Source organism: Winogradskyella jejuensis (assembly GCF_900129745.1).
GTDB classification, from domain to species: domain Bacteria; phylum Bacteroidota; class Bacteroidia; order Flavobacteriales; family Flavobacteriaceae; genus Winogradskyella; species Winogradskyella jejuensis.
Genome location: NZ_FQWS01000002.1, coordinates 887264 through 910165, shown reverse-complemented (window position 1 = coordinate 910165; position 22902 = coordinate 887264). Strand labels below are relative to the sequence as shown.

20 protein-coding genes and 1 tRNA gene are annotated in these 22902 nt (G+C 33.7%); 14 read left to right on the top strand and 7 right to left on the bottom strand.

What is annotated here, in order from left to right; translation table 11 throughout:
* Window positions 1-32 precede the first annotated feature (32 nt).
* The 12 genes from BUB95_RS12015 (at window position 33) to BUB95_RS11955 (ending at window position 12868) form a co-directional block, all read left to right on the top strand.
* Window positions 33-1343, top strand: coding sequence for a T9SS type A sorting domain-containing protein (locus BUB95_RS12015; protein ID WP_073086787.1), 1311 nt, complete (start codon window positions 33-35; stop codon window positions 1341-1343).
* 6 nt (window positions 1344-1349) lie between these two features.
* Entirely contained in the window at window positions 1350-4046 is a 2697-nt protein-coding gene (locus BUB95_RS12010) for a M4 family metallopeptidase (RefSeq protein WP_073086785.1), read from the top strand.
* Window positions 4047-4078: 32 nt separating this feature from the next.
* A complete protein-coding gene (locus BUB95_RS12005; protein WP_073086783.1) occupies window positions 4079-4297 on the top strand; it encodes a hypothetical protein in 219 nt (72 codons plus the stop codon).
* Between the two features lie 21 nt (window positions 4298-4318).
* Complete coding sequence (locus BUB95_RS12000; RefSeq protein ID WP_073086780.1) at window positions 4319-4705, top strand: hypothetical protein; 387 nt, start codon at window positions 4319-4321, stop codon at window positions 4703-4705.
* Window positions 4706-4726: 21 nt separating this feature from the next.
* Entirely contained in the window at window positions 4727-5053 is a 327-nt protein-coding gene (locus BUB95_RS11995) for a hypothetical protein (RefSeq protein ID WP_143185603.1), read from the top strand.
* 16 nt (window positions 5054-5069) lie between these two features.
* The gene (locus BUB95_RS11990) at window positions 5070-7673 is read left to right on the top strand and encodes a PA3715 family protein (protein WP_073086777.1); all 2604 of its coding nucleotides are present in this window, start codon (window positions 5070-5072) and stop codon (window positions 7671-7673) included.
* Between the two features lie 426 nt (window positions 7674-8099).
* The gene (locus tag BUB95_RS11985; protein WP_073086775.1) at window positions 8100-8258 is read left to right on the top strand and encodes a DUF2158 domain-containing protein; all 159 of its coding nucleotides are present in this window, start codon (window positions 8100-8102) and stop codon (window positions 8256-8258) included.
* Window positions 8259-8329: 71 nt separating this feature from the next.
* Window positions 8330-8414 (top strand) — tRNA-Ile (locus BUB95_RS11980).
* A 157-nt stretch (window positions 8415-8571) separates the two neighbouring features.
* Window positions 8572-9171 carry a transcriptional repressor LexA gene (gene lexA, locus BUB95_RS14405; protein ID WP_073086773.1) on the top strand — a complete coding sequence of 200 codons (600 nt, stop codon included), beginning with the start codon at window positions 8572-8574 and terminating at the stop codon, window positions 9169-9171.
* A 147-nt stretch (window positions 9172-9318) separates the two neighbouring features.
* Entirely contained in the window at window positions 9319-10335 is a 1017-nt protein-coding gene (locus tag BUB95_RS11970; protein ID WP_073086771.1) for a CBASS cGAMP-activated phospholipase, read from the top strand.
* 14 nt (window positions 10336-10349) lie between these two features.
* Window positions 10350-11870: a nucleotidyltransferase domain-containing protein gene (locus BUB95_RS11965; RefSeq protein ID WP_073086769.1), complete on the top strand. Its 1521-nt coding sequence runs from the start codon at window positions 10350-10352 to the stop codon at window positions 11868-11870.
* 728 nt (window positions 11871-12598) lie between these two features.
* Window positions 12599-12868, top strand: coding sequence for a hypothetical protein (locus BUB95_RS11955; RefSeq protein ID WP_073086766.1), 270 nt, complete (start codon window positions 12599-12601; stop codon window positions 12866-12868).
* Window positions 12869-12950: 82 nt separating this feature from the next.
* Here the strand turns inward: BUB95_RS11955 and BUB95_RS11950 are convergent, their stop codons facing one another.
* The 3 genes from BUB95_RS11950 to BUB95_RS11940 form a co-directional block, all read right to left on the bottom strand.
* Window positions 12951-14021, bottom strand: a complete 1071-nt coding sequence (locus BUB95_RS11950) for an alkene reductase (protein ID WP_073086764.1) — start codon at window positions 14019-14021, stop codon at window positions 12951-12953.
* 73 nt (window positions 14022-14094) lie between these two features.
* The gene (locus BUB95_RS11945; RefSeq protein WP_073086762.1) at window positions 14095-14469 is read right to left on the bottom strand and encodes a hypothetical protein; all 375 of its coding nucleotides are present in this window, start codon (window positions 14467-14469) and stop codon (window positions 14095-14097) included.
* 50 nt (window positions 14470-14519) lie between these two features.
* Window positions 14520-15116 carry a fasciclin domain-containing protein gene (locus BUB95_RS11940; protein WP_073086760.1) on the bottom strand — a complete coding sequence of 199 codons (597 nt, stop codon included), beginning with the start codon at window positions 15114-15116 and terminating at the stop codon, window positions 14520-14522.
* A 210-nt stretch (window positions 15117-15326) separates the two neighbouring features.
* Here BUB95_RS11940 and BUB95_RS11935 point away from each other — a divergent pair, with 210 nt between their 5' ends.
* Window positions 15327-17618: a DNA topoisomerase 3 gene (locus BUB95_RS11935; protein ID WP_073086758.1), complete on the top strand. Its 2292-nt coding sequence runs from the start codon at window positions 15327-15329 to the stop codon at window positions 17616-17618.
* 66 nt (window positions 17619-17684) lie between these two features.
* On the opposite strand, the gene BUB95_RS11930 is transcribed toward BUB95_RS11935, so the two are convergent.
* From BUB95_RS11930 to BUB95_RS11915, 4 genes are all read right to left on the bottom strand, one after another.
* Entirely contained in the window at window positions 17685-18146 is a 462-nt protein-coding gene (locus BUB95_RS11930; RefSeq protein ID WP_073086756.1) for a cold-shock protein, read from the bottom strand.
* 86 nt (window positions 18147-18232) lie between these two features.
* A complete protein-coding gene (locus BUB95_RS11925) occupies window positions 18233-18664 on the bottom strand; it encodes a DUF2452 domain-containing protein (protein WP_073086754.1) in 432 nt (143 codons plus the stop codon).
* Between the two features lie 14 nt (window positions 18665-18678).
* Complete coding sequence (locus tag BUB95_RS11920; RefSeq protein WP_073086752.1) at window positions 18679-19953, bottom strand: FAD-dependent oxidoreductase; 1275 nt, start codon at window positions 19951-19953, stop codon at window positions 18679-18681.
* Between the two features lie 13 nt (window positions 19954-19966).
* Window positions 19967-22453: a zinc-dependent metalloprotease gene (locus BUB95_RS11915; RefSeq protein WP_073086750.1), complete on the bottom strand. Its 2487-nt coding sequence runs from the start codon at window positions 22451-22453 to the stop codon at window positions 19967-19969.
* 143 nt (window positions 22454-22596) lie between these two features.
* Between BUB95_RS11915 and BUB95_RS11910 the strand changes: the two genes are divergently transcribed.
* Entirely contained in the window at window positions 22597-22881 is a 285-nt protein-coding gene (locus tag BUB95_RS11910; protein WP_073086748.1) for a DUF3817 domain-containing protein, read from the top strand.
* The last annotated feature ends 21 nt before the right edge of the window (window positions 22882-22902 follow it).

Genomic DNA, 22902 nt, shown 5'->3' with positions numbered 1-22902 from the left:
ATAAATGGCTCTTTTATTCAAAACTCAAAGGCATGAAAAAAATTACTTTTTTATTCTTATTACAGTTTGTTATGGCTAATATTTGTGCTCAGAACGTTACTATACCAGATGCAAACTTTAAAGCTTGTTTATTAGCCAATATAAATATTAATACTAACGGAGATACTGAAATACAGCTATCGGAAGCAATGGCTTTTACAGGGCACATCGATTGTCCAAACATGAATATCTCCGATTTAGAAGGCATTGAAGCCTTTGTTAATATTACTAACTTAAGTTGTTACAATAACAATCTTACAGTTTTAAATCTTGAACAAAACACCAAATTAGAGGCTTTAGCAGCTCATTCTAATCAGATTATAAGTGTATCGCTTAATACAATAAATCCTCTACTATGGTTTATTAACTTAAGTTCTAACCAACTAACAAACTTTAATAGCATCGAACAATCAGCATTAAAAATCTTGGTTATAAATTCAAATCAATTAACAAATCTAGATGTTACCCAAAATGCTTTGTTAGAAAATTTAAGATGTGATTTTAATCAACTAACTACATTAGACATAAGTCAAAACCCATTACTATATAGCCTGTTATGTAATAATAACTTATTGTCAAGTTTAGATGTCACCCAAAATCCTTTGCTATTTAACTTAATTTGCAGAAACAATCAATTGATAAATCTTGATTTAACACAATCTTTTTTACTAGAGAATTTAGACTGTTCCTATAATCTAATAACAAGTTTAAATGTTACAAATAATAATGTTTTAGACGAACTTATATGCCATAAGAATTCATTGACTAGTTTAGACGTAAGTCAGAATACTATGCTAACAGAGCTAAGATGTGATTTAAATTTTATCACAAATCTTGATGTTTCTGATAATGCAAACTTAACCTTACTAACATGTTCTTCCAATCAATTAACTTTTTTAAATGCTCGAAATAGTAACAATACAAATTTTATCGGTTATAACTCCCAAGGAAATCCTCAATTGTCTTGTATTATAGTAGATGATGCCATTTATAGCACAACAAATTGGACAGGAGTAGATTCTACATCAACATTTGTAGATAATATTCCTGCTTGTAACACTTTATCAACCGATAATTTTTCAATAAATAAAGATGTTAAAATCTATCCTAACTCTAGTAACTCACATATTATTATAGAATACAATGGGAGCAATGCTAACATTATACTATACAATGCTATTGGTCAAAAAATAATAGAAACCACTAATCGGTACATAAGTACTGAGGTATTAAACCCAGGTATTTACTTTGCAAAACTTGATTTTAACAAAGGAATTGTGACGAAAAAATTTATAATAAAATAATATGTTATGAAAAAAAATGTATCTCAATTCTTATTACTATTCGTGGCTTTCAATCTATATGCCCAAGAAGGGTCTTTGATAAATTCTCGTTTAGTAAATAATGAAGGTGTTGTAAAATCTATAACATTTAAACAAAATAAAATTGCTAATTCTAATGACGGTATAGCTCTATTAAAACAATTCTTAAAAGCTTCCGATAAAATAACTTTTGAAAAAATCGAAACCAATATCGATAAAATAGGAATGACACATGAAACGTATCAGCAATACTACAATGGTATTCCTGTTGCCTTTGGTATTTATAAAGTGCACTTTAAAAAACAATCGTTGTCATCAATCAATGGTGATTTCTATCCAATAGAAAACCTAAATACAACACCATCTATTTCTGGAATAGAGGTCATTTTAAAGGCAAAACAGCATATCAATGCCAGAAACTATTTAGAAATTTCTGAGCCTTCTTTAGTCATCCTTCCAAAAATGGCAGGCATTAACTATAGTAATCGATTAGCCTACAAACTCGATATTTATGCAGAATCGCCTTTATATCGCGCAGATGTGTATGTAGATGCATACACGGGAGATATTATATTTGAAAATACTAAAATCCATTCCATAGATGTTCCAGCATCTGGAGATACACTATACAATGGTGTGCAAAACTTCACCGCAGAAGACATGGGTGGCACCTACAGATTACGCCAAACTACAAGTGGTAATGGCATCCAAACGTTTGATGCTATTAACAATTTGGGATTAGCAAATGCGACGGATATAACAAGTAGTACAACAGATTTTTCGGCCAATCCAATTGGTGCCCAAGCACATTGGGGAGCAGAACAGGCCTATGACTATTATTCTGTAAAGCATGGACGTAATTCGTATGATGACAACGGTGCAATTATTAAATCCTATATCAATTTTGGAAATGCGAGCAGCCTAGCCAATGCGTATTGGAGCGGAAGCGAAATGGTATTTAATGATGGAAATGATGATAACACCATAAGTCATATGGTGGCTTTAGATATTATAGGGCATGAATTAACGCATGGTGTGATACAGCATTCTGCTGGTTTAATTTATTCGTATCAACCCGGTGCATTAAACGAATCGTTTGCAGATATTTTTGCTGAAATGATTGAAAATCATGCGCAGCAAGGCGTAAACGATTGGCTATGTGGTGCCGATGTTTTTGTAACGTCTAATGATGCATTTCGGTCAATGTCTAACCCTAAATCAAAAAATCATCCAGACACGTATCTAGGTCAATATTGGGAAACATCATCAACTGATGACTTTGGTGTGCACATAAACTCAGGCGTTCAGAATAAATGGTTTCACTTATTATCTGAAGGCGGAACAGGTATTAATGATAATAGCTTTAATTATTCAGTTACCGGTGTAGGAATAACGATAGCAGCAGAAATTGCTTATAGAAACCTTACCGTGTATCTAACGCCTAACTCTAATTTTTTTGATGCCCGAGCTGGAGCTATACAGTCTGCTATTGACTTGTATCCTGGAAATTCAACAATTTTAAATGCAGTAATAGACGCTTGGGATGCTGTAGGCGTCGGTGTGGCTTCATCAGATACAATGCCACCAACAGCGCCTTTAAATTTGGTGGCTTCAAACTTTAACGAGTATAATATCGACTTGGTTTGGGATGCCTCCACGGATAATGTTGGTGTCGTTGGTTACAATATTTATAAAGATGGGGATTTAATAGATGTTAGTTCTAGCACAAGCTACAGTAATAATAATCTACCTTACATGCCTCCTAATATAATTTATGAATTCACTGTTGCTGCTTTTGATGCCGCAGGAAATATTTCGGGAATTAGCAATGTAGAAAGCGTTTGGAAAGATACTTTAGACCCTAGTACACCCGTAAATCTTACGAGTTCGAATACTACTGAAACGACTACAGATTTAAGTTGGGATGCAGCAACAGATAATATTGGAGTAGCAGAATATGATATTTTTAAAGATAATGTTTATCTGACTTCAACCACAAATACAGCTTTTAATGTTACTGGTTTAATGCCAGACACAACGTACGATTTTACTGTTTTAGCGGTTGATGGCTACGGCAACGAGTCTAATATGAGTAGCGCAGAAACGGTTACGACGCTTGCGCCATGTGCTAGTAATAATCTAACCCTAACTATAGATTTAGATTTTTATCCACAAGAAACCAGCTGGGATATTAAAAATGATGCCAATGTTGTAGTTGCATCTGGCGGAAATTATCTAGCCATTGATGCCATGACCACCAAAGTCTATAATTTCACTTTAGGCTCTGGCTATTATACACTTAATATGCACGATACTGTAGGTGACGGCTTAATTCCACCAGCAGGATATACACTAGAAAGTAATGTGGTTATTGCTACAGAAGGTCCTTATGGCCCAATAGAACCTACAGTCACACACGCATTCTGTATAGATGCTGATGCAGTACTGGGAAATCCTGATTTTCAATTAAATGAAACTGTTAAGGTTATTAATACAGAAGATGGATTAAGGGTACTAACAGAGCATGATACGCAATTTAAAAGCTACAGAATATATAGCATGACGGGAGCTAAGGTAGCTGAAGGCAATACAAAGGATATTTATATCTCGTTTTTAGCAAATAGCGTATATATCCTACATCTTGAATTAGATGCAGGAGTAATTATCAAAAAAATTATTAAGTAACTATTAATACTAACTAGAATCAAATTATAAAAATGGAACAAATCACATCAAAACTAGGAAAAGGCGGACTTTTACTCGCTGCAATGGGAATTATATCAATTCTTCTTTCAATTTTCAATTATAATCTACGCTTACTCGCCTGGATAGATATGTGGGGAAACACCACAGGCTGGATAATTCGTATTCTTTTAATCGTAGGTGGAGGCGCACTTTTCTTTCTTTTCGGAAGGGAAGAAGAAGAGGACGAATAGAATATTTAAATTACAATAACTATGGAAAACTTAATCGAAGTCAAAAACGACTATAACACTTTAGATAAATTACACAATCGCCTTAAAAAGGAAGCAAATTACGACTGTTCTAAAACCTACGATTCCTGGGAAGTAAGAACGGACGCTAATGGACACATGGCGCAATGTTTAGTGCTTAAAAAAAGCGGCATGCACGCCGTTAAAGCCTACTTTATAAACGACAACACCATAAAAATTAATTACATTATCCCAAACAAAGTGTTGCACGCTTATTTTGGCAAGAGTGTAAAAGCAAGGCGAAATATTCTTGAAATCGCTACTGGTGCCATTAAAGAAGCTGTTTTGGCGGGCTCACAAAAAAAAGCGTTTGAGGAGTTAGAAAATACGATTAAAAGAGCAACGGCATAGCTTGTTAGGTAATACTATTAGATGCTTATCTTAAGGCGATTATTAGCATACTGTATTTGGATACTCATTGCTTTTGCACTTGCATTTTTGGCAATGCATATGCTCTTAGATGACGAATCTACATTAATAGGTCATGGCGTTCTAAAAAAGATTGTTATTCTACATATCGTTCCTATAACGGGTAGTATTATCGCGTTTTTATATATATTTTTCGATATACTATATCTTAGGAAAACCCTTAAAAACCAGAAAAATGCAATCTATGTTCGTTTTTTAGCTATAGTCACTATTTGTGTTCTTGTAACAGCAATACACTATGTTTTAGAAAAAGGCATCGACATTATTTAAACCAAAAGCACACACATTGAAATACATTTACGTCTTACTAACTGTTATTTTTCTATGTTCTTGTAAAGAGAATAAAACTAGCATTCCACAACCTGAAAAGCCAACTGACACTAGCGTAGCGGCTGTAGCAGAGGAACGACCAGAAATAGATATCGTAGATGCAGTTATTTCTCAGCTAAGTCTGAATACAGATAAATCGGTATACGAATATAATATCAAGGAACAGAGTCCATTAAATGCAGATGAAACGCTCGTGATTTTAGCAGAAATCGAAGGTGAAAATGCAAAGTACGATGATATGGCCTTTACAAGTCATATTATAATCGCAAATACCACGACTAAAACGGTGCTTAATTATTTCACCCAAACATCTTCTGGTAATGGTTGGGTGTCCGATGCTATAATGCTTACCAACATTAGCATTAATACAGAGCCTTACACGCTTAATGCTACAGATACTGCTTTTGGACTCACCATTTCGCATCGAAGCGGCTCTCAACCAAACCCGTATAACGAAAAACATCTATCGCTTTACACCAAAAAAGATTCAACGCTGCAAAAGATTTTAGATTATTATCCTATATATGAACGAGGTGGTGAAGTTAATGTGAATGCCTGCTTTGCCGAATACATTACTATGGACAAGCAGTTGATGGTTAGTGATGATAAAACCAATGGTTTTAATGATATTATCGTAAAGCAGACCAATTCTAAAACCACCTATCAAGAGGATGAAAATGGCGACTGTAATCCAATAGAAGAACTTATTTCTGTTGAAGATTATTATCTAAAGTATGATGGCGAATTGTATACGGAAACGTACCAAAAAGCAACTACTATTGAGAACGACAGCATTAATTTTCAGATGAAAATTAGGGATTTGGAGTTTAAGAATTTACCACTTAAAGAAGCCACAAATTTTGATAGTTTTATAGACCCAGACGATTACAAAAGGGTAGATGCTAAAACCTTTAAAATAGACCAGATATATCCAGATTATACCGAAGGCGATTATGGCCACAATGCTATTGCTGCCCACAGACTAAATATCTCTGAAACATTCTACACGCTTCTAATAACGGTAAAAAAAGGGGATAGCGAAATGGAAACCTTACTTATCAATTACCGTTTAGATGGCAGTTTAATAGATTACAAAGTGGTGTCTTATGACGAAATTGCCGAAGGTTGGAGTAGGCGTGTTTCTAGAATAAGTAAACATACAATCACCACAAATTACATTACATGGTTTGATGATAAAGAAATTCAGCAAATCGAATACACCATAAATAACAATGGTAAAATTATCGAAGAACATTCAGAATATTTGCATAAAACCATTCCAAATTATCATGTAATCAATAGCGTTTTAGAGCATTTTGACATCAAATGGATTCAACTAAAAACCAACCTCATAACTTCAAAGACCTTAGCGGAAAGCCCCGAAGAAACTGTAATTGTGCTTCCAAGAGTAACTGATGAAGAAGAAGGCTATTTACAGTTAAAAGTAGATATTGTAGTTGCTGATAATGATTCAGAAAACAATAATCGCAAGTATATAAAAAGTAAAGAACCCATGGCGTTAACCTCTGATGCTGTACAGTTACGACAACTAAAAATCGGCGATACCACTTATGCCATTTCGGAGGATTCAAAAGCTTACGGCATTAAAGCGCAGTACAGTACTTCTTCACAAATTGTAGTGTACGAAAATGAAACTTTATCCCTTTTTGTGAGAGATAACGAAACACTCAAAACCATTTTAAATCAATATGATGTTAAGCTTTACACTGGCGAATGGGTAAATGAATGTACAGGAGAAACAATTTCCGAAAAAAAGACGCTACAACTTAGCAACCAAAAGACGAAAGGTTTTTTTGACATTTCTGTAAAAAACGAAATGACCACAACGCAATCTAGCTTCAAAAATGAAAATACTACCAATAGTGATTGCGACATGCAGGAGTCCGAAGTCTATAAATATTCTACTTTGAAATTTGAAAACGAAAACTATATAGAATATAAAGACGCCGATAGTACCGCTTTTGGAGTTAACTATTTTAGATTTCAACCACAAAAAATAATCCAACCAAATATCCCTAATTTTCATGTCGATAATTCCTATCAATTAGGAGCGTCCAAAATTGTTACTGGGCATTACAAACCTGTAGACGGACAAATAGTGGCACCTGATACGGAAAGTGATTGGGGAGACCGACTTTTGGTTATAGATGCAAATAATGAAATTATTTTTAAATCCGTGGGCGTTGGTGATGCATATGGATTCGAACCTCATTTTTATAAGAACAATACCAATGATAAAACCATAATTATTTGTCAGCTAAGTTTTGAATATCCGTTTGGAGGCGAAGCATTTCTATTTGACAATGGGACCACTAGATACATGGGAACACTCAACATTGAAGGGTATGACATAGAACAATCTGGAGAAAAATACCTAACGGAAATCGTAAAAATCAACGAGCGTGATACTATTATCGCATTCACGTTCAAGGCAGATAGCTTAGTTTTAAATCCTGGTGGTAAAGACCAAATTATTATTAAAAACGACAATGTGAAATATGTTTATAAAGCAAGCAAATTGTCTTTGGAAAGAAACTAATTAAGAATAAAGTATGCAATCGTTTTGTATTTCTATTTAATCTTCTAACTGATAATCAAATACATATAATATCCTATAATGTACTAGCGTTATGTAAACATGGGCTTTATTAGCGAGATATCTATTTAAGATTATTGAGCTCATGAATCTTCAATTTGGTTAAAAGCCCATGTTAGTATATAGTTTCTGAAAAATTTCTTCTAAAAGGTTCTCTACGATGTTAATGGAACACTAATTTTAAGAAAGGGCAGAGGAGTGGCGGAAAATGTGTGTGGAATGTATTTAGAACCAAAAAGCTTAATGACATTTCGTCAGTTATTTTATGCGATATTTAAGCTTATGTCAGTAATTATATTAAAATTTGAAGAATAATCGAATGGCATAACTATTGAATTAAAGAAATCATAATTAAGTAAAATATTAAATATGGATGATTTAAAAATTGGAGATGTAGTTATGTTAAAAGCTGGAGGACCGAAAATGACAATATATGCTATTGGTAACGATGTTAGTTGCAAATGGTTTGACGGCAATGATTTAAAATATGGTGGATTTGAAAAAGAAGAATTAGTAAAATTGGAATAATTTCTAATATTTAACGAATCCAAAGCGGTGATTTTACCTTCTACATTTCCGAAAGGAATAATAATCTTTTCGGAGTTGGCAGAGCGGTCTAATGCAGCTGATTTATAATCAGCCGAACTCTAACGGGTTCCATGGGTTCGAATCCCATACTCTCCGCAAGAAAGACTCTCGTAAGAGAGTCTTTCCCATTTAGAATAGTCTTTAGGGTATTATTGTTGATAAATAATATCATATTGTTAATATAATATATCTCATTTAATGATATAGTAAAACACTATTTTTTAATTTTACATCTGCAAATCAATTCTTTATAATGAATCGCATAAAAGAGGTTTTAGAATTAAAAGGTGTCAAGCAGACTTGGCTGGCTGAAAGGCTTAATAAGAGTTATAATATGGTAAATTCTTATGTTCAAAATCGAAGACAACCAAGCCTGGAAATTCTTTATGAAATAGCAAATCTGTTGCAGGTTGAAGCAAAAGAGCTACTAGATTCTAATCAATTAGTCAAGAGGGAATCGAATAGTATTGATACTATAGAAGTTCCGTTAGTAGGTTCTGTCTCTTGTGGCTTACCAATATTAGCAGAGGAAAATATTGAAGCACATATACCTGTAGCCACAAAATTAATCCGAAAATCTAATAATTATTTTCTTTTACGAGCTTTTGGTGATTCGATGAATAAAAAGGGAATCAATAGTGGTGATTTGTTATTGATTAAGCAACAGCAAGTAGCTGAAGACAAAGATTTGGTTTTGGCACTAGTAGATGACGAGGCTACTGTGAAAGAGTTTATTGATAATGGTGATACTATTGTCTTAAAACCTCACTCTACAAATCCGAAACATCAACCTATAATATTAACAAATGATTTTAGAATACAAGGAATTGTAGAAAAAGTAATCGCACTTTAAAATATAAAATTATGGCAAGACAAAGCAAAAGAGGTAGGGACGCAGGAACTGGAAGGTTCGTTACTATCAAAGAAGCAAAGAGAAGACCAAAAACTACAGTCATTGAGACTATAAAAGTTGGAAGGACAAAAAAGAGAAAATAAATAGTTGAGTAATAAAAAATTTAAAATATTATCAATTGATGGAGGAGGCATTAAAGGTGTTTTTCCTGCATATTTATTAATGTTAATTGAATCTGAACTTGAAAAAAGAAAGGACGGAAAAACTAAAATATATCAATATTTTGATTTAATAACTGGAACGTCTACAGGTGGTATAATTGCGTTAGCTCTTTCATTTGGTGTACCAGCAAAAGAAATCTATGAGTTATACTTGAATAATGCTAAAAGCATTTTTGGAAACAAAAAAAGCTTTTTTAAACAATTATTTTCTGCTTCTCATAAAAGTGATTTTTTAGAGAATCTTATAAAAGAAAAGTATAAAGAATACAATAATGGTGTTGACCCTAGACTAAAAGATTGTAAAACTGATGTTTGTATCCCAATTTATGACCTAATTAGAGGAAATCCAAGCGTTTTAAAAACTCCCTATCACGAAGCATTCATTAGAGATTTTCACATACCTGCTTATCAAGCAGCTATGGCAACAGCTGCTGCACCCACTTACTTTAATCCATATTCGAGTACATATGTTGATTTAGAGAATATTAATAAATCATTTATTAACAAAGTTGACGGAGGAGTAATGGCCAATAATCCTACATTAATTGCATTTTTGGAAGCAATAAAAGCTTTTAAAGTTGAAATTTCTGATTTAGAGATATTTTCCATTGGTACTGGCCACAAGAATTTCACAGATATTAAATCTAGAAATAACTGGGGTTTATACTATTGGATGAGGAAGAATAAAAGAAAAAGGCTTATTGAATTATTTATGCAAAGTCAATCACAATTAGTAGCTAATTATATAAGCCTATTGCATAAAGGAATTGATAGAAGAGAAAACGAAAATTTTATCTACGATAGAGTAGACGTTGAATTAACTGAAGATAGCCATTTGGAAATGGATGAATATGATGAAAAACTAATTTCAAATTTTGCTGAATTAGCAGCAATTGAGTATCAATATAAAAGAACAGATATTTTAAAGAGACATTTTTATTAATAAAAAATTAATTAATGAGTAATCAAATACTATTACAAGTAGCGCAGTACCTAGATATATCTCCTACAGATTTTAAAATAGCGCAGGAACGATTTAATGCAGTTAAAAATTGGTTAAACGAAGGAACATATAGGTCTGGTTATTTACCTGATGTATATCTGCAGGGCTCATTTAGACTTGGTACTGTAGTAAGACCATATCGTAAAGACAAAGATGGAAATTTTGATATCGACCAAGTGTGCGAATTGACAAAATATAATGAATCTAAATCTTCTGAAATTCTAAAGAATGACATTGGTGATAGATTAAAAGAAAATAGTGATTATGAAAGAATGATGGATGAAGAAGGTAAACGATGTTGGACAATAGAATATGCCACTGAAAATAACAGACCAGGTTTTCATATAGATATTCTACCAGCATTAAAATCTGATGAGGGAACATTACATAATATAGATATTACGCATAAGGAGAATAATGTTTATACCTGGTCTACTAGTAATCCAAAAGGGTACTACCTATGGTTTAAATCAAAAAATACTTATTCTACTAGCTTTATTGAATCACAAAGAAATGCCATTTTCAACGCTAATAGAGAGTTATATGAGAGAAAAGAAGAAGTTCCTAAACAGCTATTTAGGACCTCTTTACAACGTGCAATCCAAATAATGAAGAGGCATAGAGACGTCCATTTTGTTAATAAAGATTTTAAGCCGATTTCAATAATTATTACAACCATTACTACTCAAGTATATAATGCAGAAAGTAATATAGTTGAGATAATCGACCAGTTTGTAAATTATGCATTGAGCAGAAATGAATTTCTAATAAAAAATGGGTATTTAAACAAAGATAACATCCTAGATTATTCAAACGGTAAATGGTTAATTCCAAATCCTGTAGACTACGCAAGACCTGAAAGTGAAAGAGAAAATTTTGCTGACAAATGGAATATAGAATCAAAATTGGCAAATGCTTTTTTTGAATGGTGTCAGCAATTAAAAAGAGATATAAATAGTTTTAAGAAAAGTGGGCTTTCAGATAGTTTAGACTTAAAAACTAAATCATTTGGAACTGGAGAAAAAGTTGATAAAGTTTTGATAAAAGAAACGGATAAAATATTGGAAAATGGAATAGGTATATCTTCTTCCAATAATCGGGAATTATTAGAGTTAATTCATTTGGGAATTGAAGGTAAAACTGAATGGGAACCTGTTAAGGAATTAGCCGAAAGATATTATCATAAGGCAGATGAAGGAGAGAGTAAAGACGTAGCTAAAGTTAACTATTATCAAATTGCTAGACATAGAGGTAAATCATTTTCTGAAGAAGCAAGAGCAGATATTATGGATGTTTTAAGTAGAAATAATAATTCGGCGTCTTTTGTTTTATGCTGCAATCTCTTGCTTGGTTCTGCTACTCAACAAATGATAAGAGCTTGTATGAAAGAATTTAATTATGAAAATATTTTAGAATGGCCTATATTAAGATTGTACAATCGTCCCTTTGTTTTGGAAAACACCGTTGAAGTCTAGTTGAAACTAACTTAATTTACGATTTTATGCGGCCTCATAGAATTTTATTCATTTCATTTTTATTGTTTCAAATAAGAATTCATGAACCTCGTCCCTCGGTTTGGTTAAAATAATAGGCGAGTGTAACGACCATATTTTGGGTCATGTAATACTAATGTAAATCATCATGACATGATTTACATACAGATTCTAACCATTCTATAGGTTCTTTACCAATATTATATTTTGCATAACGCGTATGATGTACTTGTGTTGCTCGTTTGCCACAATACACACATTTCCAATTATCCCGTCTTAAAACAACATAGCGTTTACGCTGCCAAGCATCAGATTTTAAATATACGTTCCTATAATAATCACGTCGAGCTTTCCTATGTTTTTCCCAGGTGTATTTTCTATACCATGAACTTAAAATATAAATGATTATAAATATAAACGCCATTAGTATTATCATGTAATCATCACTACTTAAGTTGTTTAGCCATTCCATATCGTAAAGATATTATATATATACAAATTTATACAATTGTCCTATAATTTATATTATGTAAAATATAAAGTATCACAGAATACCAATATACTTCTCTTTCGCTATTTATGTTATTCACCGATACTTTTATCCAATTACAAACGCTTAGCGAAAAATTCTGTTACTTAACTTAGAAATTAAAATCGTATACCAAGCTGTTTTTAAATTGCATAAGCCCTCGATTTAAAACTTATGTATTATGGACAAAAATCTAGCCTTATTCACGCAAATCAATAGTTTATCGTATTGGTTACTTCAAGAAAGCAATTTTAAAAGTTCTGTATCCTTAGATGCTACTGACGATAGTTTCTTTATTTCCATAAAAGACGGTTTAGAATCTATCTATAAGCACCACATTGAAGATTTTAGCAAAAAAGACCAGCGTTTCCTTAGAATTGAGCTCTCTTCTATCGTTTCGCATTTACTACAAATTAAGCGCTCTGTACAGAAACATAAGCAAGCCTCGTAGGCTTTTAATTTCGGTTTAAAACCAACAAAAGGCCATATTTTTAACAAATATGACCTTTTGCGAACCATAGTTAAACAACTAACTACTCATAATCGGTATAGCCTTCTGCGCCTGGCGTATAAAATAAATCGGCATTTGGTTCTTTTAAATCTTTATCGCTTTTAAACTTCGCTACCAAATCTGGATTAGAGATAAATGGACGTCCTACATACGCTAAGTCGTAGCCATCATCTATTACGTTTTGGGCATCGTCTTTAGAATTCACATCACCTCCAGTGATTATTGTGCCATTAAAATTCAGTTTTATGGTCGATTTAATATCGGTTTTAAAGTCTGGTGCGCCCATAGTTCCACTGTGGTCCGCAATATGGATGTATGCAATGCCTAATTTTCGTAGTTCTTGTGCCAAATACGTGTATAAATCAATTAAATCATCGTAGTCATGGTCCACATCGTTCATTGCGCCGTATGGCGAAATACGAATACCTACTTTCCCAGCGCCAATAGCTGAGGCTACTTTTTCGGCTGTTTCTATAACAAAACGTGCTCTGTTTTTAAAATCGCCACCGTAATCGTCGGTTCTCATATTCGATTTTGGGTTTAAGAACTGGTCTAATAAATACCCGTTAGCTGCATGCAATTCAACACCATCCACGCCTACTCTTACTAGCTTTTGTGCGCTATCTACAAATTCTTGTTGGGTGGTTTCTATTTGCTCGGTTAATATTGCTTTTGGTGTCGCATGTTCTACCATACCTTTAGAATCGGTGTACATCTCTCCTGCTGCTTTTACCGCACTTGGCGCTACAACAGTTCCACCTTCTGGTAAATTTTCGGAAGCACTGACACGACCACAATGCATTAATTGTACAAATAGTTTTCCGTTATTATCATGCACGCTTTTGGCTATGGTTTTCCAACCTTCAATTTGTGCCGGACTGTATGCACCAGGAATTCGGGCATAACCTATACCGTTTACAGATGGTGATGTCCCTTCTGAAATTATCAGTCCTGCTGAGGCACGTTGTCCATAATAGGTTGCCATTAAATCGTTTGGTATGTTGTCAATGGCACGGCATCTGGTCATTGGTGCCATGACAATTCGGTTATTCAGTGTGATATCTCCTAATTGGTAAGATTCAAATATGTTCATAGTTATTATTCGTTGTTTTATGTTGTTTATATGGTTATTAGATTTATAATTATAATTATAATTGAAAAGCTAATTAGTTTTTCTCTGTTTTCACTACAGCAAGCGGCTGTATTTCTGGTTTAATACGTTTGTAAACATCAAATTGAATTTGCGTTAATACATTTCGCATTTCCATAGTTTCAGCTTTACGTAGCTCGTTAATTAAATCAAGCTTTTGCTTTCCACTATAGTTATTGTGAATTTTCTCTTCTCGAATCAAAAATTCTTCGACTTTCTTCTGAAATAACATAAACTGCTCACCTTCTAAGGACAATTTGTCGTCATAGGTTCTTGTAATTTTGGTGGCTATTTCGTCTAATGTTTCGTTATTTCGTTGTAATAATGGGTCTTGGGCAAAACCTTGCGCCACAAAAAGCGACAAGATTAAGGTGTATATTATCTTCTTCATAATTCTGTTTTTTTATTAATAATTAGTGTTTTAAATGAGTCGACGATATCCTATTTGGTAATTGGAATAAGAACATTTTCGATACCATGGATAACGCCGTTAGAGGTTTCGATGTCTGGCTCACTCACTTTACTCTCAGTACCATGCTCGTCTGTGATTATGATGTCGCCTTCAACTAAGCGTAACGATATATAGCCGCCAGTTAATGTTTTTAATCTGTAAGGCGTATCCATATCTTTTAAAGTAGCGAGTAGTGTTGCAGCATCCGTTTCGCCTTGCACAATATGATATTTAAGAATATTTTGAAGTTTTTCTAGATTTTGTGGTAGTCTTAAATTATCGTAAGTGCCTTCTGGTAAACGATTAATTGCTGCGTTTGTTGGTGCAAAAAACGTAACATCGCTCAATCCTTTTACGGCATCAATCATCTGCGCTTGATTAACTAGTTTTAATAAGCTGTTGTAATTTGGGTCTTGCTCCAAAGCTTCAAAAGTAGTTACAACATCATCAAAAGTAGCATCAGGTTGGAGTTCATCCAACGGCTTTTCAGCTACTGGTGTTTGGTCTTGTGTTTTGTTTGTGTCTTTGCATGAATTAAATGAAATCAACATAAGAAATGCTGAAAGGGTAAGAATAATCTTTTTCATAGTTGTTAGTAATTTTATGGTTCACTCTTTAATATACAGATGAAAAGGAAAATCCCAAATATTTTAAGAAAGCTTAACGGTATATGCCCGTATTTAACAATTGTTAAGTGTTTTAAGATTCGTGAATAACTTTATGGCATCAGTATAAATTTTAATCTTTAAAATCGATGAATTTCTTTATTTTGGGTGCTTCAAATTCTAAATAAATAAGTGAAAGTCTGTATTGCCGAAAAACCTAGTGTTGCTCGCGAAATTGCCGCTGTTCTTGGTGCTACCACCAAACATGATGGTTATTTTGAAGGTAATGGTTATGCCGTAACTTACACGTTTGGACACTTATGTACGCTTAAAGAACCTGCGGATTATAAACCGTATTGGAAAAGTTGGGATTTAAACAACTTACCTATGCTTCCAGAGAAATTTGAAGTCAAAGTTTCTGAAAATGACGGCATAAAAAAGCAATTCAATATTGTAAAACGTTTATTTGATAAGGCTGAAGTTGTTATAAATTGTGGTGATGCTGGCCAAGAAGGCGAACTGATACAACGCTGGGTACTTAATCAAGCTAACTATAAAGGCGAAGTTAAACGTCTTTGGATTTCATCTTTAACAACAGAAGCTATAAAAGAAGGTTTTGAAAATCTCAAACCTTCAGAAGATTACGACAACCTCTATTATGCTGGTTTTTCGCGCTCTATTGGCGATTGGTTGTTAGGTATTAATGCCACGAGATTATATACCGTAAAACACGGTGGTTACAAGCAAGTACTTTCTGTTGGGCGTGTACAAACACCTACGCTTGCAATGCTAGTTAATAGATACAAAGAGATTGAAAACTTTAAGCCTCAACCCTATTGGGAATTGCAAACGACCTACCGAGATACCCTTTTTAATTATGAAGAAGGCCGTTTTTTGAAGATGGAAGATGGTGAGGTTTTGGCCAATAAGGTTAAAGACGACCAATTTGAAATTGTATCCATTACCAAAAAGAAAGGCACAGAATACGCGCCAAAACTATTTGACTTAACGGGTTTACAGGTCTATTGTAATACCAAGTTTGGTATGTCTGCAGATGAGACTTTAAAAGCTGCACAGCGTTTATACGAACAAAAAGCTATCTCTTACCCAAGAGTAGACACCACATTTTTGCCAAACGATGTGTATCCTAAGGTAAAAGGTATTTTAAGTAAACTCACCAACTATTCAGAGCTAACCTTACCTCTGCTTGATAAAAAGATAAAGAAGTCTACTAAAGTTTTTAATGATAAAAAGGTCACAGACCACCATGCAATTATTCCTACCGGAATGCAAATAAACATGCAACATGGCGACCAAAAAGTCTATAATGCCATTGTAAAACGCTTTATCGCTGTGTTTTATGAGGATTGCAAAGTGTCAAATACTTTGGTCATTGGTCAAGCGGCCGATGTGAAATTTAGAACTACAGGAAAGGAAATATTGTCTAAAGGTTGGCGTGTAGTGTTTGAATATGGTAAAACAAATAATGATAAAAAAGAGAGTCTCTTACCCACTTTTGAAAAAGGTGAAAAAGGACCGCATGAGCCCTCGTTTATAGAAAAGCAGACCAAACCACCAAATCAATATACTGAAGCCTCTCTCCTACGCGCTATGGAAACTGCTGGGAAACAGGTAGATGACGAAGAGTTACGCGATATTATGAAAGAAAACGGTATTGGTCGACCATCAACACGCGCCAATATTATTGAAACCCTTTTTAAGCGTAAATATATTAAGCGTAATAAGAAACAAATTCTCCCAACAATTACTGGTATTCAGTTGATTGATACCATTCAGAATGAATTATTAAAGTCGGCCGAACTAACAGGAACTTGGGAAAAACAGCTAAAAGACATTGAAAAAGGTGAATATTCTGCATCTGCATTTATAAAAAGTATGAAGCGTATGGTAGATGCCTTAGTTTACGAAGTACGCACAGAAAAAGTGACGACACGCATTTCTGCAGTAAATAATAAGCCTTCAAAAACGTCGAAAACTAAAACTAAATCGTCAAAAGGTGTTGTTGGGAGAACTTGCCCGAAATGTAAATCTGGACAATTAATAAAAGGAAAAACAGCTTTTGGTTGTAACCACCATGGAACGTCTTGTGATTTCACTTTACCATTTAAATTTGAAAATAAAAAGATATCAGAAAATCAGTTAGTTAGACTTTTAAGTAAAGGTTCAACGGTTAGTCTTAAAGGATTTAAAATCAATAATATATCTACAGAAGGCTTATTGCGATTTGATGATGCTTTCAAGTTGAAATTAGAACCAAAAAAAGGTACAAATCTTAAAACTGAAATACCAGAAAATGCCTGTCCTAAATGTAAAAAAGGTACTATCATTAAGGGAAAAACAGCTTATGGCTGTTCTGACTATAAATTAGGTTGTGATTTTAGATTTTCTTATGAGCTATTGCGCCAAAAAGCTAATGGTAAAACCCTTACAAAAGAATTGGCATATAAAATATTGAAAGGATAAGTTTGTTCGCAAACAAAAAAGCCACTATCGTCGATAATGGCCTTTTTTATGAGTTATTTTAAAGGACTAAACACGTTTTACTCTAACGGCATTCATGCCACGCTGTCCTTTTTCAAGTTCAAATTCTACTTTGTCGTTCTCCGCGATTTCATCTATTAAACCGCTAACATGCACAAAGTACTTTTCGTTATTCTCTGCATCGATAATAAAACCAAAACCTTTAGAGCTATCAAAAAAGTTTACTTTTCCTTTTCTAATTGGGTCAATTTCTTCTTTCTCTCCAGGCAAAGTTTTAGGAATACTTACCTCTATATTTTCTGCTTCGATTTCTACCTTTTGTGTTGGGTCTGGTGGCGTATCTGTTAAATTACCATTGTAATCTACATAAGCAATAGGAATTCCATCAGAACCGCCATTTGCTTCTTTTTCGGCTTTACGCGCTTCCATTTTTTTACGTTTATCTTCGCGCTTTTTTAAACGTTTTTTTTCTTTTTCACTTTTACTAAAGGTCTGCTGCGATTTAGCCATGTATTAAATTTACTGTTTTTAGGATTTCGATAAAGATACCGTTATATGCGCAGTTATACCCCAAAAAACGTAATTATCTTAAATATTTAGTGTTTTATAGATACTGAATCACTGTTATTTTCAATTTTTTCCCATAAATAATCTGAGGTTAATCTAAAGCTGCCTAAATACTCAAAACTACAAGTATCTGGGTTGATTATTGATAGAAATGGCTCACTATTCTTGTTATTGTACAAATGATAAATTTCCCCAATAAGAGGTTCAAAAGAAAATTTTGAACTCGTGATGAGTTCATTGTATTCGAGTACTTTCATTAGCTCCTCGTACTCTGCACGTAATGCTTCGTATTTTGCCTTAAGGTGTTTATTTGCTTTGTAAATTTGAGAGTTTTTCCAACTTCCGTTATTAGGTGCCTTAATTTGTGGCGCACTAAAACTTGTTGCATAGGGTAAAAAAGCAGCATTATATTGCCCTTTTTCCTCATCATAAACTACCATATCAGGCTTTTTTTCTGCCATGTTTTATTGTTTTTCTAAATATATTCTGAAGTTAAATTTTCTACCACCAAACCGTCTTCAAGGCTTGTAATTAATCCCTGTGCAGCGCGTTCTCCAGAAAGCATTGCTGCATTTAAAGAACCATTTAACAAATAATCACCAGCTAAAAATATAGTGGGCTTTATTTGTGTTTCCGTAGGTTGAATATCGTAGTGTAATTGTTCAATATCCGGAAGTGCATTCTTAATGTGATACGTTTTAAGATGTTTTACAACATTGATCTTATATTTTGTAGTCAGCTCCTCTTCTACTTTTTTCTCAAGCTCTGAGTTATCCATATCTTTTACAACAGTCACAGATAACAATTCCTTATTGCCTTTGGTGTTAGTTTTTAAACTATTATGAAAAAAAATGTTATTAATCACAGTATCGTCATCAGCCATCAAACCAATTAGAGGTTTCTCAATAGTTCGATTTTCAACCTCGAAATAGAGATTATAACAAGATTTCCACTTTACATCTTGATTATTTAAATTCTTAATTAAATAACTAGCACCAGAAGTAATAATGGTAAAATGGGTGTCTATTACTGTTCCATCAGATAAGCTTAGTGATTTGTCATCTACGGATTCTACTTTGGTATTAAATACAAACTCTGTGTCGTTAAGTTGTGATTTTAATTGCTCTGAAATAGCACCTATTCCAGCCTTTGGCAAAACAGCTAGTCCCTCACCAAACATTTTGTAAACAAACTCAAACATTCGGCTAGAGGTTTTTAAATCAGGCTCTAAAAAGATGCCAGAGAAAAATGGTTTAAAGAATGTTTTGATGATGTGTTCTGAAAATCCTTTTTGCTTCAAATACTTAAGAGTGGAATATTCTTCATCTGAAAATATAGCAGGAATAGACTTCTTCTTTAATTCTGAATTTAGTTTTAGTATTTTAATCTTATCAGAAATACTTCCTATTGATGCAAATAATGTTGGAAACAATAACCCAATATCTCGCAATGGGTCTCCAATAGTTTGTTTCTTGTTACCAAAAAAGATAGTTGCTCCAGGTAAAAACTCTTGTAACTCTAAAGCTTTAAAATCTAAATGCTCTATAGCTTTAGGATAAGCGTTTAACAATACCTGAAATCCATGGTCTAGCTGATAACCTTCTACAATATCGGTTTTTACACGTCCACCTACTCTATCTGTTGCCTCAATTATTATGGGCTTGTAGCCTTGGTTTTCAAGTGTTTTAGCTGCGATAAGCCCACTTATGCCTGCGCCAATGATATGTATTTTATAATCTTCTCTATTCATTTTTATCTCCCAATTATTTTGGGTCTAAAATGCTATTTACGCGCTCTAAAGCGTCTCTATAATGATACTTTGTTTCTGTATTAACTGCTGAATTTGCACCTGCTTTTAAACGCTGTTTTAAAACATTTAGCTCACCTCTTACTAATGCTCTAACATCAGATTGGTTGACATTATAGTACTTTCTAGAACGTGCTCTATTCATATCTTCAGTCATTAAATACTTCATTTGGTCTACATATGCACGTTGTAAATTCCTTCTGTAAACCGAAACATTCTGTCCCGAATTAATTTCTGACCAAATTCCTTTTCGTAAATCTCTAAGCATCTCTAATGCTGAGTAATTGTTAGTATCTAAAGCATTGTAATCTATTAATCGACCCAAAGTTTCAAAGTTCAATAATCGGTTTAATTGTCTTACTTGAAGTCCTCTTAAACGCTCAGTATAACCAGCGTAATCAATTTTATTTAGAATATTTTTATCTACTAACCAAGTTGGGCTCGCAAAGGCATTTTTATGCAACCATTGCATAGCTGATTTTTGTAGGGTTTTTGGAACCATAGTATAGACATCGCCAGCTTGAGAAGGGTTCTTGGTGTCTTCGTAAACACCACCAATATGTGTTGCTACGTGTCCTACATAACGATTCCAAACGCCTAACATTTCGCCATATAATTCGCCTAAGTCATCATAATTATTAGTTTGGTCACTTGTCCAAGCTGGTAGATTTTTTGCAACAATTTTAAGATTACTTAATCCATAAGTACTAGCTTTGATACTATTGTTCCCAATATCTTCAGTTTGAGACCTTGGGTCAAAACGGCTTCCTTGACTTCCAAACATATAGACTGGGTCACCCGATTTTGCAGAAACGAGTTGGTCTAAGATTTCGCGCTCATCATCAGCAGATTTAGCTTCAGGATAATAGCGGTATCCAAAATTGATTGCATAATCGTCATAAGGTCCTAATTGTCTTATAAAGCGAATATTCTGATCTCCAGGCTGCGCAATATAATTGTATCGTGCATAATCCATAATCGTCGCTGCGATACCATTCTTTTGAGTAAATGCACCATCACGATAGTTCTCCACATCATATGCATAACTTGCCGCCATGTTATGAGGCAAACCAAGTGTATGTCCAACTTCGTGAGCAATTACCATTTTCATCATTTCTCCTATTTCTTCTTCTGGAGTATCTAGTGTTCGAGCTGAAGGGTTAGACGCGCCAGTCTCTAATAAATAACGGTTACGGTATGAGCGTAAATGATTATGATACCAAATGATATCACTTTCAATAATTTCCCCTGTTCTTGGGTCAGATACACTTGGGCCAGTAGCATTACGTGTTGTACTTGCTACGTATCTAATTACCGAATAGCGAATGTCTTCAGGACTAAAATCTGGGTCTTCTTCTTTCGTTGGTGGGTCTTTTGCAATAATTGCATTTTTAAAGCCTGCAGCTTCAAAAGCTTTCTGCCATAACTCAACACCTTCTTTCATGTAAGAACGAAACTTTTCTGGAGTTGCTGGGTCGAGATAATATACAATAGGCTTTACAGGCTCTACTAATTCACCTCTTTTATAAGCTTCAATATCTTTTGGAACTAATCGCCATTTACGGATGTAAGTTTTACGGTCTGCTTTTAATTTCTCACTACTGTAATCGTATTTACTTAAAGTAAACCAACCTACACGTTCATCAAAATAGCGTGGCTGCATCTTATCTTTAGGTAGCAAAATCATAGATTGATTCATCTGAATGCTAATAGTTTCATCGCCTGTATTTACTGGAGGTTCTGATGCATTGTATGTAAAATCCTGAATGACTTCTATATTTTCGGGAAAACTCTTTACCGAATTAATAAAACTTCTTGATTTATCTAAATTCCTAACCTTATACTGCTTTCTGAAACGCGCTGGTAAACCACTTAAAGCTTTAACATCAGTACCATAAAACGAAGTAACATCAACAACTACTGCAGAAGAATCTTTAGAAATCGCCTGTATATCAAAAGCATATAATGTTGGTGCATAATTATTGTTTTGTACAGATATATTGATAGGCAAACTGTCTTGAGCAACAGCACTGTAAGATTTCTCTTTGATTAATATTTTGTCTTTAAAGCGTTGCCATTGAATTAATCTCGTATTTGTTTTAGTGCCTGCATTTACATAACCACCACCGAGCTGAGAAGGTAACTTTGCAAAACGACTGACTAAAAGCATATCTGTATCTAGATATTCATTAGGAATTTCAAAAAAATACTTCTCACCTACTTGATGTGTTTTAAATAAGCCATCATCTGTAATAGCGTCTTTGGTAATTACCTTATCATAATCTTTTATTTTACCTTTTTTCTTTGCTTCTGTTTTTGGTATAGCAGCTTCGGATTTTGCTTGTTTTTTACTCTTACGCTTAGATTGGGCATTGCTTACGTCAAAGACTAAAAATGCTGATAAACAAAGGACTGTTACAAGAGTTTTTTTAGAAAAAATCATTTGAAATTGGTTGTTTTTTTAGTTAGAAAATGTAAAGATAATTAATCCAACTTTAGTTTTAATTTAATTCTTAAAAGCTGTTAAAATCAGTTGCATTTAGCTATTATCAAAGTATTTTTGCAGTACTTATTTGTAGATGAATTATGATTAATTTTTTTCGACTTGTAGCCTTTTTAGAAGGTGTTTCATATTTATTATTGCTCTTTGTTGCTGTTCCTATAAAATACATTAATGACGACCCGCAGTACGTGAAATTATTAGGAATGCCTCATGGATTATTATTTGTGGCTTACATCGTGCTAGCAATATGGCTAAAGCCAGATTTTAAATGGACTCAGAAAACCTTTTGGATTGTATTAATTGCCTCAGTAATTCCTTTCGGTACATTTTATGTTGAAAAGAACTACCTAAAATCATATTCCGCTTAGTCACAAACACCTAATTTTACA

Bases quoted from the DNA above. Each gene is read 5' to 3' on its own strand.
- BUB95_RS12015 (WP_073086787.1), top strand. From the start codon at position 33: ATGAAAAAAATTACTTTTTTATTCTTATTACAGTTTGTTATGGCTAAT.
- BUB95_RS12010 (WP_073086785.1), top strand. From the start codon at position 1,350: ATGAAAAAAAATGTATCTCAATTCTTATTACTATTCGTGGCTTTCAAT.
- BUB95_RS12005 (WP_073086783.1), top strand. From the start codon at position 4,079: ATGGAACAAATCACATCAAAACTAGGAAAAGGCGGACTTTTACTCGCT.
- BUB95_RS12000 (WP_073086780.1), top strand. From the start codon at position 4,319: ATGGAAAACTTAATCGAAGTCAAAAACGACTATAACACTTTAGATAAA.
- BUB95_RS11995 (WP_143185603.1), top strand. From the start codon at position 4,727: ATGCTTATCTTAAGGCGATTATTAGCATACTGTATTTGGATACTCATT.
- BUB95_RS11985 (WP_073086775.1), top strand. From the start codon at position 8,100: ATGGATGATTTAAAAATTGGAGATGTAGTTATGTTAAAAGCTGGAGGA.
- lexA (WP_073086773.1), top strand. From the start codon at position 8,572: ATGAATCGCATAAAAGAGGTTTTAGAATTAAAAGGTGTCAAGCAGACT.
- BUB95_RS11965 (WP_073086769.1), top strand. From the start codon at position 10,350: ATGAGTAATCAAATACTATTACAAGTAGCGCAGTACCTAGATATATCT.
- BUB95_RS11955 (WP_073086766.1), top strand. From the start codon at position 12,599: ATGGACAAAAATCTAGCCTTATTCACGCAAATCAATAGTTTATCGTAT.
- BUB95_RS11950 (WP_073086764.1), bottom strand. From the start codon at position 14,021: ATGAACATATTTGAATCTTACCAATTAGGAGATATCACACTGAATAAC.
- BUB95_RS11945 (WP_073086762.1), bottom strand. From the start codon at position 14,469: ATGAAGAAGATAATATACACCTTAATCTTGTCGCTTTTTGTGGCGCAA.
- BUB95_RS11940 (WP_073086760.1), bottom strand. From the start codon at position 15,116: ATGAAAAAGATTATTCTTACCCTTTCAGCATTTCTTATGTTGATTTCA.
- BUB95_RS11930 (WP_073086756.1), bottom strand. From the start codon at position 18,146: ATGGCTAAATCGCAGCAGACCTTTAGTAAAAGTGAAAAAGAAAAAAAA.
- BUB95_RS11925 (WP_073086754.1), bottom strand. From the start codon at position 18,664: ATGGCAGAAAAAAAGCCTGATATGGTAGTTTATGATGAGGAAAAAGGG.
- BUB95_RS11920 (WP_073086752.1), bottom strand. From the start codon at position 19,953: ATGAATAGAGAAGATTATAAAATACATATCATTGGCGCAGGCATAAGT.
- BUB95_RS11915 (WP_073086750.1), bottom strand. From the start codon at position 22,453: ATGATTTTTTCTAAAAAAACTCTTGTAACAGTCCTTTGTTTATCAGCA.
- BUB95_RS11910 (WP_073086748.1), top strand. From the start codon at position 22,597: ATGATTAATTTTTTTCGACTTGTAGCCTTTTTAGAAGGTGTTTCATAT.